We start from the raw sequence: 13296 nt of genomic DNA, 5'->3' as shown, positions 1-13296 counted from the left end.
TTATAAGTCTTCCAGAAGTAAAAGATAAAGATTTTTAGAACTACTTCCGTAAGTTAAGAAATCGTGCGAATTTTCAGCCGTAGGTTGAAAATGTTTAATGGTGGTAATGTTGGCGGGAATTACATTTTGATACTTTTTCTTTATCGTTTTTAGTCCCTCTCCAATAGATTCGACCATTTGGCTGGTAGTGGCAAAAACAATAACATTTGAAGGTAATTCGTGAAGTTTTCTTTCTTTCAATTGATTGGAACAAACTAAAATGGAGCCATTTTGGGCAATCAGATGCTCGCAGGTGGTGAAAAATATTTCACTTTTATTAGGCAGGTTGGTGAAATTTATTTCCTGTTTGGAAAACTTTTCTTCCAATCTTTTATCCATTGAAAAAAAAGTTTGGTCCTGCCATTTATTTTCAATGATAATATTGTCCAAATTACTGAACACTTCATTGATGGAATCGCAATACAAGAACTTTCCCCCGTTGTGTTTAAAATTAATGGTAAACTTTTCGTCAACAGGAATGTTTAAGTCGGGCATATGCTGCCCTCTCGTTTCCACGGTTTCTTTGGAAACCCTTTTTTTTCCTCCCCCGAAAAGTTTATCAAATAATCCCATTAATATTTAAATGGTTCCTTAAGTTCCTAGATATTTAGAAACAACGAATTATTTATTGTTTTATTTTTCTGTTTCCGATTTAGGAAGATCCTTATTGGCTTTTTCCTCTTTTTCGGCTGCTTCCTCAGCTTCCATTCTTTTGTCTTTTTCAAAAGGACGCTTACCAAATATCTTTTCCAAATCGTCTTTAAATATAACTTCTTTTTCCAATAAACGTTGCGCTAATTCCGTAAGTTTATCTTTGTTTTTCGACAATAATTCAACCGCCCTTTTGTACTGCTCCTCAATAAGCTTTGAAATCTCCTTGTCAATGGTCAATGCTGTTTGTTCGCTATACGGTTTGGAGAAACCATATTCATTTTGACCTGATGAGTCGTAATAGGTGAGATTGCCGATTTCATCATTTAAACCATAGATAGTTACCATGGCCCTGGCCTGTTTGGTTACCTTCTCCAAATCGCTGAGAGCGCCCGTTGATATTTTGTTGAAGATTACTTTTTCGGCAGCCCTTCCGCCCAAGGTAGCGCACATTTCATCTTTCATTTGTTCCGGGCGAACAATTAGGCGTTCTTCAGGCAAATACCAAGCGGCCCCTAAAGATTGCCCTCTAGGTACTATTGTTACTTTTACCAGTGGTGCTGCATGTTCCAACATCCAGCTTACCGTGGCATGTCCGGCTTCATGATACGCAATTGTTTCCTTTTCTCCGGGAGTAATTATTTTGTTCTTTTTTTCAAGACCGCCAACAATTCTGTCCACGGCATCCAAGAAATCTTGTTTGGTAACAGCCTTTTTCTCTTTACGTGCTGCGATCAATGCCGCCTCATTACAAACATTGGCAATATCCGCACCAGAAAAACCTGGAGTTTGTTTGGCCAGAAAATCCAAATCCAAAGTTTCTGCTGTTTTTATAGGTCTAAGGTGAACTTCGAAAATTTCTTTCCTCTCCCTGATGTCCGGTAGATCAACGTATATCTGTCTATCAAATCGGCCTGCTCTCATTAATGCTTTGTCCAAAACATCTGCACGGTTGGTTGCAGCCAAAACGATAACGTTGGTATTGGTACCAAAACCATCCATTTCCGTTAGTAATTGGTTCAAGGTGTTTTCCCTTTCGTCATTGGAACCGGTGAAATTGTTCTTGCCTCTGGCTCTACCAATGGCGTCGATCTCATCGATAAAAATAATGGCGGGTGATTTATCTTTGGCTTGTTTAAATAGGTCCCTTACCCTAGAGGCTCCTACTCCCACGAACATTTCCACGAAATCTGAACCTGAAAGCGAAAAGAAAGGAACTTTTGCTTCCCCTGCAACGGCTTTTGCCAATAAGGTTTTACCAGTTCCTGGAGGTCCTACCAATAAGGCGCCTTTGGGAATTTTCCCCCCTAAGGAGGTATATTTATCCGGATTTCTTAGGAATTCGACAATTTCCTCTACTTCTTCCTTGGCACCTTCCAACCCGGCAACGTCCTTGAATGAAGTTCTTGTATCTGTTTTTTCGTCAAATAATTTGGCTTTGGACTTTCCGATATTGAAAATCTGACCACCAGCACCACCACCGGCTCCACCGGACATACGGCGCATTAAATAGATCCATATACCTATGATCAGTACAAATGGCAACAAGGTTAAAAGGAGTTCTGTCAGTACATTCGATTCTTGGTCGTACGTAAGCTCCGTGTCTAAATTGTTTTCTTTTTTAATGTCATTGATCTCATTTTCAAAGTTCTGTTGGTCACCGTAGTTTACAACATACTGTGGTGTGGCGGTGGCCGTCAATGAAAAGGGCTGATCGGAGACATCCTTGTGAACCTCCTTATTTAAAGCCTCTTCGGTAAGGAAGATTTTGGCTTGTCTAGTATTGGTGATTACCAATATTTTTCTAATATCCCCATTTCTTAGGTACTCTTGAAGCTCGGAGGTACTAGCTTTTTTGGTATTCGCGAAGTTTCCGCTACCAAAGAATTGAAAACCAATTAATAATATCGCTATTACGCCATATATCCACCAAGTATTGAATTTGGGTTTTTTGGGACCTGTATTATTTTCTTTTGCCATTATTTTTTTTTACTTATTGAAGCTACTTTCAACTGAGGTTACTTTGGCATCTCCCCAAAGTCCTTCGATATCATAATATTCTCTAACTTGTTTTTGAAATACATGTACTACTACGTTTACGTAGTCCATCAAAATCCATTCAGCATTATCCGAACCTTCTACATGCCAAGGTTTGTCTTGAATTGCTTTACTTACGGTTTTTTGGATGGAGCCTACAATGGCGTTTACATGTGTGTTGGAAGTACCATTACAAATAATAAAGTAGTCACAAACGGTATTCTCAATATCTCTAAGATCAAGTAAATTAATGTCATTTCCTTTAACCTCTTCTATTCCACTTAAAATTAAGGCAATTAACTCATCTGCGCTACTTTTCCTTTTTTGCATTCAAAAATTTTAAATTTTTACAAAGTTATTATTTTTTTGTTTTTTTAACTATTGTTTTTAACAATACATTATATAATAATCATAAGATTGTAAATGCAATTAATCAAACTTAGTGCCACGGACTCCACAAATGCCTATTTAAAGGATTTGATGTTCAATAATAAAATTGGGGATTTCACGGTGGTTATGGCACATACCCAATTAAAGGGGCGTGGGCAAATGGGGACAAATTGGCTTTCAGAACCCGGTAAGAACCTGACTTTTAGTGTTTTAGTAAAGTCAATTGACAGATTGGTCTCAGAGCAATTTCTATTGAACATTTATGTTTCACTGGCAATTTATGAAGCATTAAGCCTACTGCAAGTACCTGATTTAAAGATTAAATGGCCTAACGACATTATGTCAGGACATTGCAAAATTTGTGGAATTCTAATTGAAAATATTTTATCTGGACAGCATATTCAGGCGTCTATTGTTGGAATAGGTTTAAATGTAAATCAATTGACCTTCAATAATCTCCCCAATGTGTCATCCTTAAAATTGTTATTGGGAAGATCGTTGGATCTGGATGAACTACTCTCCAAAATTGTGGAAAATTTAAAAGACTTGCTCGGGAACAGCGGGGCAGGGGATAGGAAAGATCTTGTTGAACGTTATGAGAGTAGACTTTTTAGAAAGGATAAGCCGTCCACCTTTAAAAATCAGGATGATCAAATTTTTATGGGCTTTATAAAAGGCGTTTCCAGTACAGGGAAATTAAAGATTTTACTGGAAGACAACGTACTAGAGGAATTTAATCTCAAGGAAGTAAAACTTCTTTATTGATCGTTGTGTCCAAAAGAAAACCAAGCTTATATTTTGGCGAGATTCTCGGACAGTGTCCCTATAAAATTGTTGATTGGCGATTTTATCATCATGGCCATCATAGCATTGAATTCCCCTTCAAAACTTAGGGTCACCTCACTTTCATGCTCATTTATTGCTGTAATATCGGCGGTTAGGGTAAAGGGTAATTTTTCACTGGCAGCTCCCAATATCAGTTGCGTATGAGGTGTTTGCTGTTTCTTTTGAAGTACAATTTCGGGCATTCCCTTTAGTGCAAACAAAAATCTATTTTCATTGATAACTTGAAACTTATCAATGTTTTCGGGCATTAAGGTCTCAAAATTCTTTACATCGTTTAGAAATTCAAAAACTTCCTTACCGCTTTTATTAACTTTTTTCTTGGGTGTTTCTAAATACATATTTTAAGATTGCCAGGTAGAGGGGCTACTTTTCCACTCTAATAATGTTTTTAATTGATTTTCTTGAATATAGTTTGTATCCGAAGCTTGTTGAATTAAATAGTCGTAATTGCTCAAAGTATGTAGGTCCAAGCCGTATTTCTTAAAGTTGTCATTGGCCAGATCAAATCCATAAGTAAAAATGGCGAGCATTCCTTTTACATTTGCCCCACTTGTTTTAAGGGCTTCTACGGCATTTAGACTGCTTTTTCCTGTACTGATCAAGTCTTCAATGACCACAACACTCTGATTGGCCTCCAAACGACCTTCTATTTGGTTTTGACGTCCGTGGGACTTGGCTTCAGGCCTAACATATATAAAAGGTAGCCCTAAATATTCGGCAACCAGCATCCCGATACCTATGGCTCCTGTGGCCACTCCGGCAATCACATCTGGCTTGCCGTACAGGCTTTCTACTTGCTTTGCCATTTCTTCCCTGACATAATTTCTAATGCTTGGGTATGAGAGAATTATCCTATTATCACAATAAATTGGAGATTTCCATCCTGATGCCCATGTAAATGGATTTTCAGGTTTCAACTTTATTGCATTAATTTGTAGCAGAAGCTCTGCTGTTTTTTTGGCAGTGTCTTTATCTAAAACCATGACGCAAATGTATAAAGTTTTTGTTAATGAGTCACCTCTGATTTTAACAAATAAATTATCGGATACGGCAAATAATAAATATTTTTTGTTGAACGGGTCTGCTATTAATGAAGCAATCGACTCCTTGGCCAGCAAAAAGCTTAGTCAAGCTTTTATTTATCATCCAAATAATGAGGAGATTTTAAAGAAATTTTCCAAAAGAATACCTTTGGTGGTCGCCGCTGGAGGAGTGGTGACCAACAAGGAGGGGAAAGTGCTCTTCATTTATCGTAACGATAAATGGGATCTGCCGAAAGGGAAGCTGGACAAGGGTGAAACTATTGAGGAATGTGCCTTGCGCGAGGTTGAAGAGGAAACAGGGGTAAAGGGTTTGGTTATAGAAAATTTTCTAAGGACCACCTATCACCTTTTTAAGAGGAATGGAGGTTATAAATTAAAGGAAGTGCATTGGTTTGCTATGAAAACCAATTATAAAGGGGTTTTGGTAGGCGAGAGCTCGGAGGGAATAGAAAAAGTAAAATGGAAAGGCCCTGAAAAAATTAAAAAGGCGTTGGAAAATTCTTATGCCAATATTAAAATTCTATTTGAGGATTAAAGGATTATTCCTTTAGGATTCGATACACAGGATATTGCATATGTTCCGGTTCATAGTATTTGGACCGTTTGTATATCCAATCCAGTTGAGCGTACCAATCTCTGGCAAAAGTACTGTCGATTTCTTTTTTTAGAACAAACTGACTTTTCATTTCTTCGTTCTCCTGAAGGATCTCTAATGCAACATCTTCGAAAACATATGGGGAGAAACCTTCTTTTTGTTGTAAAATAGCATCAAAGAAATTCCAATTAAAGAAAGAGTCCGTAGCCTCGGGCTCCAAGGTCTCCAACAAATAGCGCAGGCCTTTTTGGTTGGTAGGGACCCAGATGTCCCCAGCCGTAAAATTAACTTTTTCGTTTGTGCGCTGTACCTTGGTATTGTAATGTGGGTAATGCCCTTCGTATGCATTCTCAGCGGTACTAAAACTATCAATTTTATAAGATTCTACGGCCAAGGAAGTATCTTGCTTTAAGGTCTTAAAGCTTATCTGGTTCACTGTTAGTAAATCTATTATTTTGTCCCATCCTTTCTTTATAACATATGCCTTGGGAATTTCTACCTCATGTACGGGTTTGTAAAAGTTTTGATATTCAACTTCTTTTACAAAGGGTCTGTTTCTATTGTATTTTAGCCTTGGGAAGCCTGTTATTTCGCTATTAAATTCATCAGCTTCATAACCCTTGAATTCCAAGATGGTTCTTTTGGTGGTGTCAATGGCCCATTGTAATGGGTAGTTTTGTCTTTCTAGATATACTTCAAAAGTATCTTCCCTTAGATCTTTAATTTTTTCGTAGTCCCTCTCCGATATTTCCAGGATTTTTGTCATGAGGGCGTAGACCCCTTCTACCCTTTGTTTGTAGGGTTTAAGCATATGGGTTTCGATCATAAGTCCCAAGGTGTTCCAAAGGGTGGTATATCCTGTAGAATATCTTGGATAGTCCATAAATTGGGAAAAACCTTTTTCGGGTACTTGATTAAAAACATTTACATAGGGGGTAATGTCCCAATTCGCCTCTTTCAACGAATTCTCAAGCGTGGGCATCATCTCATTGTGAAGGTAATCGCCTAATTCACCTCCTAGTTTATTATGCTGGGTAAATAGGTGGGTAAGTGTGTATTGATAGTCCGCCCCATTGCTTACATGGTTGTCTATAAATATATCCGGTTTTATTAAATGAAAAATTTTGGCAAAAGTATGGGCGTTTTTGGTATCTACTTTTATAAAATCGCGATTAAGGTCATAATTTTTTGCGTTGCCTCTAAAACCATATGATTTAGGGCCATTTTGATTTACCCTGGATGTAGAATTTCTATTTAATGCTCCGCCAACATTGTAAATTGGGATGGTGACTACAACTGTATTCATGGGAGCATCTATATTTTTTAATACTAAATCCCTGAATAAAAGCATGGTTGCATCTATGCCATCGCTTTCCCCGGGATGTATGCCGTTATTTATGAATAGGATGCTCTTGTCCCTTCCAATTTTTTGAAAATTAAAATCGGCATCCGGATTGTAAGTCACCACATGGAGGGGATTGCCACTATCGGTATTGCCTATGATCTGTATGTTTATTTCGGGAAATTCCTTGGCAAGTTGAATGTAGAAGTCTATTATTTGAAGGTATGTTGCAGTTTCTTCTCCATTGCTGCGCTCAAAAACAGTTCTAATGTTTTCAATTTTTCTTTCTTTTTTGGTCTCGCAAGAAATAAGACAAAGCAGTAAAAAAAGTCTTACCAGAAGTTTCATGCTACGTTATAGATTGTTTAAAACTCAAAAAAAACGGACTTTGATGTTCAGTCGGAAGATTAGGTTGTATATGGATTTTATTCTTTAACTAAAGGGGGCCAAAAATAATCTTCAAGAATTCAAAGTTAGCTAAAACTTGGGTATTAAACAGAAATGGCAGCGGTAATTTCTTCTATTTCAGTCCTTCGGATAGGTTTACTGTTAAAAAGAATGCTGTGGTGTGTCAAGGATTTGAAATTCTCCGCTTTATCCTTGTCGTATTGGTCTATAGAGGAGGTGACAATATTTATGTTGACGCTATTTTTTAGAGGTAATTTAATAAACTCTTCCAAAAATTCCCATCCATCCATAATGGGCATGTTGATGTCCAAAAATATTAATGAGGGAAGTTCCGCTTTTTCGATAATCATTTTCTTAATTCGATCAATTGCCATTTGACCATTTTTGAATTCGAAAATGGCATCGCAACTGGCAACGGAAGTCAATATTTTTTTAATTCCGTAAACGGTTATCGGGTCATCATCGACAATGAATATTGAATTAATTTTTTTCATTAAAGTATAAGTTAAAAGTGCTTCCAATACCAACTTGGCTATTAGCATCAATTTTACCGTTCATGGCTTCTATTTGATTCTTTGTAATATATAGTCCTAGACCCTTGGCGTCCGAATTGCCATGGAAGGTTTTGTACATTCCAAATAACTTGGCTCCGTATTTTTTTATATCCAGCCCAAGTCCGTTATCCACAATACTTATGACCGTATAATTTTGAACATAATTAACACTTAGCTTAATTATTGGGTCAACATTGGGTTTTTTATATTTAAGGGCGTTGGTAATTATGTTTGTTAAAATGTTCTTTAGGTAATCAGGAACTACGCTTATGTTAACGTCGTCTGATATTTCGCATATTACAGTGGCTTTGGCCTTGTTTAGCGGTGTTTTAAGTTGTTTGAGAACAGTATTCAGTTTTTTATTGAAATTGACCTCTTTCTTGATTATGTTGGACTCTGTATTAATGGCAACAATGTCATTTAGATTATGAAGTGTTTCCATTAAGTTTTTGGAAGAGTCCGTAAGCATATCCATAATTCTTAACTTTTCCTTTTCGTCTTCCTCGTTGCCCAAGAAATCCAATAACATGGCAAAATTGGCAGAATGTGACCTCAAATTATGTGAAACAATATGGGCAAAATTAATAAGCTTTTTATTTTGGGAGGAGGTTACGGAAATAAGGTTTTTAAGTTCTTTTTCCTTTTGTTTTTGTTCTGAAATATCCATGCTAATTCCTACAAGTCCGGTAACTTCGCCATTGTCCCCTATCAAAGGGATTTTTGAGGTTAGAAATGTAATAACGGAGCCATCTGCGTTGTTGCGTGTTAACTCCTTGTTCAACATTGGATTTTGGGAAATCATAACTTCAACATCCTCATCCCTGAATTTTTGCGCAGTGGCCTTGTCGTATACGTCAAAATCATCCTTGCCAATTATATCGTTCTCATTTTCTATCCCTAAAAATTGCAGTTCAGATTTGTTGGCCAATAATTTTTTGGATTGGGTATCCTTGATATAAATCTGCAAAGGCAGGTTGTTGATCAAAGTTTTTAAAAGGTGTTCGTTGTCTTTGGTCTTTTGTTCTTTTTGTACATAATCTGTTATATCCTGAACAATTCCAATGAGTCCTACATATTCGCCATTTGTATATAAGGGCTTGCCGGAAACATTTACCCATTTTTCATTTCCTTTTGCCGTAACGATCTGTAGTTTTTCGTTCCAAGTAGTTTTTTTCTCCATAGCGGCATAAATTGCCATGGAGATGGTATTCCTACTATAGCCGGCCTTATAGAAATCTACGGAATTGTCTATATTGATTTCAAAGTCATCGTCCACTTCAAGAATACGGCGGATCATATGACAGCAGCTAAACTTTTCGTTAAGTTTTTGATATTCCCAATGACCAATTTTACCGTGTTCCCCAGTTTCATTTAGTTGAAATTCGAGTTTTTCGGTTTTTAACTCATTTTTTATCCTTTCTGTAACGTCCGCTGTTTGAATAATGGCACCAATAATGTTTTCCTGCTCATCGTACCAAGGGGTGTTTGTCCACTCTAACCATTTCTCTTTTGAGCTGTTGTCGCGGTAAACATCAATTTTTGATTCGGGGAATTTCCCATCGAAGCATGCCAACAAAGTGTTGGTGCATTTAGTGCTCACTTCGTCGAACAATTCATAAATGGATTTTCCGATATAGTCCTTACCCTTGAAATTAAAATCTTCGGCCCATTTATCCGACGCCAGAACAACCTTAAATTCCTTATTGATAAATGCAGTGGGTTTGGGCAACTGCTTTATCAGGAATTGGTTTGATACGATGGGGGTATTCATAATCATCTGTCGCATTTTCCTACAATAGTAGTCCGATTATTTAATACAGCGAATAGATTGTTGTGAATCTGACCAAATTAGTTGTGTAACGGTAATATGAAGGAATTTTTGACCATTTTTCTTTGTATTTGGTGCTGTGGTAAGCTCGAAAAATGTAATCGTTTTACCCAAGGAATTATCTGGGAATGCCATATAAGAAGATAATTCCTAGGGAGATTTATGTAGTCGTTTTAATGTTATTTTGTCCTGACCGAATCAGGTACCAAACCGGAGTAATCGCCACCATTTCTAATGACATCCCTTACAATGGAGGAACTAATGTAGGATTTACCGGATGAGGTAAGCAAGAATACCGTTTCTATTTCGGAAAGCTTACGATTGGTATGTGCAATTGCCTTTTCAAATTCGAAATCCCCTGGATTCCTAAGCCCTCTTAAAATAAAGCCTGCATTAACCTTTTTACAAAAGTCCACCGTTAGTCCCTGGTAGGTCAGAACGGTTATTTGAGGCTCGTCTTTAAATGCCTCGGAAATAAACCTTTTGCGCTCCTCAAGACTGAACATGTAATTTTTGTCGGTATTCACCCCTATGGCAATGATAAGTTCATCAAAAAGGGTTATTCCTCTTTTTATAATGTCATAATGTCCTAAGGTCAATGGATCAAATGAACCCGGAAAGATGGCACGTCTTTTTTTCATTATTGCAAAATTATAGTTGTCAATCTTTTATGGCTTTATATCGGGCCTAAAATACGTCGTTAAATAATAATACCCCTGCTCTAGTTCTTAGGTATAGGTTTAAATTTACTTAATTTCTCCCAAAGCTTCCCAGATGGCACTTTCAAAGAGTTCAGAAAGGGAAATACCGGCTATTTTTGCCTGTTGGGGCAGAATACTTTCTGTAGTAAGTCCGGGGGTGGTATTCATTTCCAGCATAAACGGCTCATCGTTTACAAAAATGAATTCACTTCTTGAAAAACCCTTCATTTTCAGTACTTCATATGCTTTTCGTGCAATATGGCTTACCTTCTCCTCTTGTTCCTTCGTTATTCTTGCTGGTGTTATTTCTTGAGATTTACCTTCGTATTTGGCTTCGTAATCAAAAAAGTCGTTCTCCGTTACAATTTCAGTGATGGGCAATACTTTGGTCTCCCCTTTGTATTTGATAACTCCGACCGAAACCTCCGTTCCGTTTAAAAAAGATTCTATAAGTATTTCATTGTCCTCCTGAAAAGCATTGTCAATAGCCTTGAGTAATTCTTCCTTTTTGTAGACCTTGGAAATGCCAAAACTACTTCCCGCCCTATTGGCCTTTACAAAACAGGGCAATCCTACTTTTGCAATTATCCCATCTTCATCAATAGGGTCTCCCAAATTAATATAATAGGAAGGTGCCGATTTTATTCCATATGGCTTTAAAACACTTAATAAATCGCGTTTGTTGAAGGTTAAAGAGGCTTGGTAGTAATCGCAGGCAGTTTGCGGTATTCCAATAAGTTCAAAATACGCCTGCATAAGTCCATCCTCCCCAGGTGAACCGTGTATTGCATTAAATACGCAATCGAATTTTATAATTTCGTTGGCTAAGCTAATTGTGAAGTCGTGCCTATTGATATTGTATTCCTTCTGATCCTTGTCTACATAGACCCATTTGTCTTTAAATATATGGATTCTGTAGGCATTAAATTTTTCCTTGTCCAAATAATCGTAAACTACTCCTCCACTTATTAAGGAAATCTTGTACTCGCTAGAGTAGCCGCCCATTATAATTGCAATATTTTTTTTCATTTGATAAAACTAATTTTTAAAATTGGTGATACAGATTATCAAAGAGAGTCAATGCATGCGGATATGCTCCTGAACCGCCCTAATTCTCTAGGCTTGTTTTAAAGCAATTTGCTTGCTAAAATCAATAATCAAATATCATGCATTCAAAGTAAAGAAAAAGCGTCCGGTTTTCTATCTTTGCGACACAAGAAAATATACTATGCGAAATTTTTTTAATTTTTTAACGAGTAAATCTTTTTTGATTCAGTTGGTATTGGCATTGGTGGTTTCTGTTTTGTTGGTAGTTGGGGCAATGCAGTATCTGAAGACCACTACCAATCACGGTAAGTTTGTTGAGGTTCCCGATTTATCCAAATTATCAGTGACCGATATGAGATCGATAATCGATGAATCCAAATTGAGATATGAGGTGTTGGATTCGGCCAACTATAATCCAACATACCCAAGGTTCTCCATCATAGATCAAACTCCCCGTGCCGGCAGCAAGGTTAAGGAGAACAGGAAAATATACATTACCGTTAATCCATCCGGATATAAAAAGGTTACTATTCCAAATATTATTCAGGTTACCCAGCGAAATGCAAGCTCTATGCTGAAGGCAGTGGGTTTGGAAGTGGAAAGGGTTACCTATGTGGATGAATTGGGAAAGGACATGGTCTACAATATTAAGTATAAGGGAAAATATATTGTCCCAGGAGACAAGCTGCCAAAAACCTCCAAGATAGAGTTGATATGTGGCAACGGTAATATTACCCCAAGAGCAGAAGTTAAGGCAGAGTCCGAATAATTATGGAAGCACAGGATGAGTTTGAATTAAATGAGGAGGAACTTTTTGAGCATCATAGTTTTAAGGCTTCCAAGGGTCAAGATCCGTTAAGGATCGATAAGTTTTTAATGAATTTCATTGAAAACGCAACTCGAAACAAAATTCAGCAGGCTGCAAAGGATGGAAATGTCTGGGTCAACGGTGCTGCTGTAAAACAAAATTACAAGGTAAAGGCAGGTGACCATATACGTGTCATGTTTGCGCATCCACCCCATGAAAATTTACTGACACCAGAGAATATACCTTTGGATATTGTCTATGAGGATGATGTTCTTTTGGTCGTGAACAAACCGGCTGGGATGGTGGTCCATCCCGGGCATGGAAATTATTCAGGTACCTTGATCAATGCCCTGATCTATCATTTTGACAATTTGCCAAAGAACAGTGATGAACGTCCGGGACTTGTACATAGAATTGATAAGGATACCTCGGGCCTCTTGGTTGTGGCAAAAACGGAAGCTGCAATGACGCATCTGGCCAAGCAGTTTTTTGAAAAAACTAGTGAGCGGGAGTATATAGCATTGGTCTGGGGAAATGTGGAAGAGGATTCGGGAACTATAGAGGGGCATATTGGTCGCAATCCTAAAAATAGATTGCAGATGCACGTTTTTCCTGAGGGAGACCACGGTAAGGAGGCTGTTACCCACTTCAAGGTTCTGGAGCGCTATGGATATGTAACTTTGCTTTCCTGTACTTTGGAAACAGGAAGAACACATCAGATAAGGGTACATTTAAAACATATAGGCCATACCCTGTTCAACGATGAGCGGTATGGGGGTGAAAAGGTGCTAAAGGGGACCACTTTTACAAAATACAAGCAATTTGTGGATAATGCCTTTAAAATTCTACCTAGACAAGCACTACATGCAAAGACCTTGGGGTTTGTGCACCCTGTTTCCGGCAAATTTATGAGGTTCGACTCTGAAATTCCAGAGGATATGGCCAATTGCATTGAAAAATGGAAACAATACGCCAAGCACAGTCAAGCGGAATAGGTTTCGTTTATA

14 protein-coding genes are annotated in these 13296 nt (G+C 37.6%); 4 read left to right on the top strand and 10 right to left on the bottom strand.

The annotated features are described in order from the left end of the window. Genes MWU84_RS15260 through rsfS form a run of 3 tightly spaced genes read right to left on the bottom strand, consistent with a single transcriptional unit; the run spans position 1 to position 3057 of the window. A complete protein-coding gene (locus MWU84_RS15260; protein WP_246902975.1) occupies positions 1-612 on the bottom strand; it encodes an LUD domain-containing protein in 612 nt (203 codons plus the stop codon). Positions 613-672: 60 nt separating this feature from the next. Next, complete coding sequence (gene ftsH, locus MWU84_RS15255; protein WP_246902973.1) at positions 673-2670, bottom strand: ATP-dependent zinc metalloprotease FtsH; 1998 nt, start codon at positions 2668-2670, stop codon at positions 673-675. Between the two features lie 9 nt (positions 2671-2679). After that, complete coding sequence (gene rsfS / locus MWU84_RS15250) at positions 2680-3057, bottom strand: ribosome silencing factor (protein ID WP_246902971.1); 378 nt, start codon at positions 3055-3057, stop codon at positions 2680-2682. Positions 3058-3150: 93 nt separating this feature from the next. Between rsfS and MWU84_RS15245 the strand changes: the two genes are divergently transcribed. Then, positions 3151-3882, top strand: a complete 732-nt coding sequence (locus tag MWU84_RS15245; RefSeq protein ID WP_246902969.1) for a biotin--[acetyl-CoA-carboxylase] ligase — start codon at positions 3151-3153, stop codon at positions 3880-3882. 26 nt (positions 3883-3908) lie between these two features. Here the strand turns inward: MWU84_RS15245 and MWU84_RS15240 are convergent, their stop codons facing one another. Both MWU84_RS15240 and pyrE read right to left on the bottom strand, forming a co-directional pair. Continuing rightward, positions 3909-4301 (bottom strand): SRPBCC family protein, encoded by a 393-nt coding sequence (locus MWU84_RS15240; RefSeq protein ID WP_246902967.1) that lies wholly within the window; start codon positions 4299-4301, stop codon positions 3909-3911. 3 nt (positions 4302-4304) lie between these two features. Further along, positions 4305-4946 (bottom strand): orotate phosphoribosyltransferase, encoded by a 642-nt coding sequence (gene pyrE / locus MWU84_RS15235; protein WP_246902964.1) that lies wholly within the window; start codon positions 4944-4946, stop codon positions 4305-4307. A 7-nt stretch (positions 4947-4953) separates the two neighbouring features. Here pyrE and MWU84_RS15230 point away from each other — a divergent pair, with 7 nt between their 5' ends. Further along, positions 4954-5541 (top strand): NUDIX hydrolase, encoded by a 588-nt coding sequence (locus MWU84_RS15230; RefSeq protein WP_246902962.1) that lies wholly within the window; start codon positions 4954-4956, stop codon positions 5539-5541. Positions 5542-5545: 4 nt separating this feature from the next. Here the strand turns inward: MWU84_RS15230 and MWU84_RS15225 are convergent, their stop codons facing one another. The 5 genes from MWU84_RS15225 to MWU84_RS15205 form a co-directional block, all read right to left on the bottom strand. Then, positions 5546-7291 carry a M14 family metallopeptidase gene (locus MWU84_RS15225; RefSeq protein ID WP_246902960.1) on the bottom strand — a complete coding sequence of 582 codons (1746 nt, stop codon included), beginning with the start codon at positions 7289-7291 and terminating at the stop codon, positions 5546-5548. A 143-nt stretch (positions 7292-7434) separates the two neighbouring features. Further along, positions 7435-7845 carry a response regulator gene (locus MWU84_RS15220; RefSeq protein WP_246902958.1) on the bottom strand — a complete coding sequence of 137 codons (411 nt, stop codon included), beginning with the start codon at positions 7843-7845 and terminating at the stop codon, positions 7435-7437. After that, on the bottom strand, positions 7832-9682 hold the full coding sequence (locus tag MWU84_RS15215; protein WP_246902956.1) for a PAS domain-containing protein: 1851 nt from the start codon (positions 9680-9682) through the stop codon (positions 7832-7834). Before MWU84_RS15215 ends, MWU84_RS15220 begins: the two co-directional genes overlap by 14 nt. Before the next feature lie 230 nt (positions 9683-9912). Further along, on the bottom strand, positions 9913-10374 hold the full coding sequence (gene coaD / locus MWU84_RS15210) for a pantetheine-phosphate adenylyltransferase (protein ID WP_246902948.1): 462 nt from the start codon (positions 10372-10374) through the stop codon (positions 9913-9915). 105 nt (positions 10375-10479) lie between these two features. After that, positions 10480-11463: a D-alanine--D-alanine ligase gene (locus tag MWU84_RS15205; protein ID WP_246902942.1), complete on the bottom strand. Its 984-nt coding sequence runs from the start codon at positions 11461-11463 to the stop codon at positions 10480-10482. Between the two features lie 199 nt (positions 11464-11662). On the opposite strand from MWU84_RS15205, the gene MWU84_RS15200 reads away from it, so the two are divergent. Together MWU84_RS15200 and MWU84_RS15195 are read left to right on the top strand one after the other, a co-directional pair. Further along, a complete protein-coding gene (locus tag MWU84_RS15200; protein ID WP_246902940.1) occupies positions 11663-12250 on the top strand; it encodes a PASTA domain-containing protein in 588 nt (195 codons plus the stop codon). 2 nt (positions 12251-12252) lie between these two features. Continuing rightward, positions 12253-13284: an RluA family pseudouridine synthase gene (locus MWU84_RS15195; protein WP_246902932.1), complete on the top strand. Its 1032-nt coding sequence runs from the start codon at positions 12253-12255 to the stop codon at positions 13282-13284. Positions 13285-13296 lie beyond the last annotated feature (12 nt).

Source organism: Arenibacter sp. F20364, assembly GCF_023015905.1.
Lineage (GTDB): Bacteria > Bacteroidota > Bacteroidia > Flavobacteriales > Flavobacteriaceae > Arenibacter.
Note: the sequence above shows the minus strand (reverse complement) of the source record. Positions and strands in the feature narration are given on the sequence as shown.

Bases quoted from the DNA above. Each gene is read 5' to 3' on its own strand.
- rsfS (WP_246902971.1), bottom strand. From the start codon at position 3,057: ATGCAAAAAAGGAAAAGTAGCGCAGATGAGTTAATTGCCTTAATTTTA.
- MWU84_RS15195 (WP_246902932.1), top strand. From the start codon at position 12,253: ATGGAAGCACAGGATGAGTTTGAATTAAATGAGGAGGAACTTTTTGAG.
- MWU84_RS15260 (WP_246902975.1), bottom strand. From the start codon at position 612: ATGGGATTATTTGATAAACTTTTCGGGGGAGGAAAAAAAAGGGTTTCC.
- ftsH (WP_246902973.1), bottom strand. From the start codon at position 2,670: ATGGCAAAAGAAAATAATACAGGTCCCAAAAAACCCAAATTCAATACT.
- MWU84_RS15220 (WP_246902958.1), bottom strand. From the start codon at position 7,845: ATGAAAAAAATTAATTCAATATTCATTGTCGATGATGACCCGATAACC.
- MWU84_RS15205 (WP_246902942.1), bottom strand. From the start codon at position 11,463: ATGAAAAAAAATATTGCAATTATAATGGGCGGCTACTCTAGCGAGTAC.
- MWU84_RS15230 (WP_246902962.1), top strand. From the start codon at position 4,954: ATGTATAAAGTTTTTGTTAATGAGTCACCTCTGATTTTAACAAATAAA.
- MWU84_RS15215 (WP_246902956.1), bottom strand. From the start codon at position 9,682: ATGATTATGAATACCCCCATCGTATCAAACCAATTCCTGATAAAGCAG.
- MWU84_RS15225 (WP_246902960.1), bottom strand. From the start codon at position 7,291: ATGAAACTTCTGGTAAGACTTTTTTTACTGCTTTGTCTTATTTCTTGC.
- MWU84_RS15200 (WP_246902940.1), top strand. From the start codon at position 11,663: ATGCGAAATTTTTTTAATTTTTTAACGAGTAAATCTTTTTTGATTCAG.
- pyrE (WP_246902964.1), bottom strand. From the start codon at position 4,946: ATGGTTTTAGATAAAGACACTGCCAAAAAAACAGCAGAGCTTCTGCTA.
- MWU84_RS15240 (WP_246902967.1), bottom strand. From the start codon at position 4,301: ATGTATTTAGAAACACCCAAGAAAAAAGTTAATAAAAGCGGTAAGGAA.
- MWU84_RS15245 (WP_246902969.1), top strand. From the start codon at position 3,151: ATGCAATTAATCAAACTTAGTGCCACGGACTCCACAAATGCCTATTTA.
- coaD (WP_246902948.1), bottom strand. From the start codon at position 10,374: ATGAAAAAAAGACGTGCCATCTTTCCGGGTTCATTTGATCCATTGACC.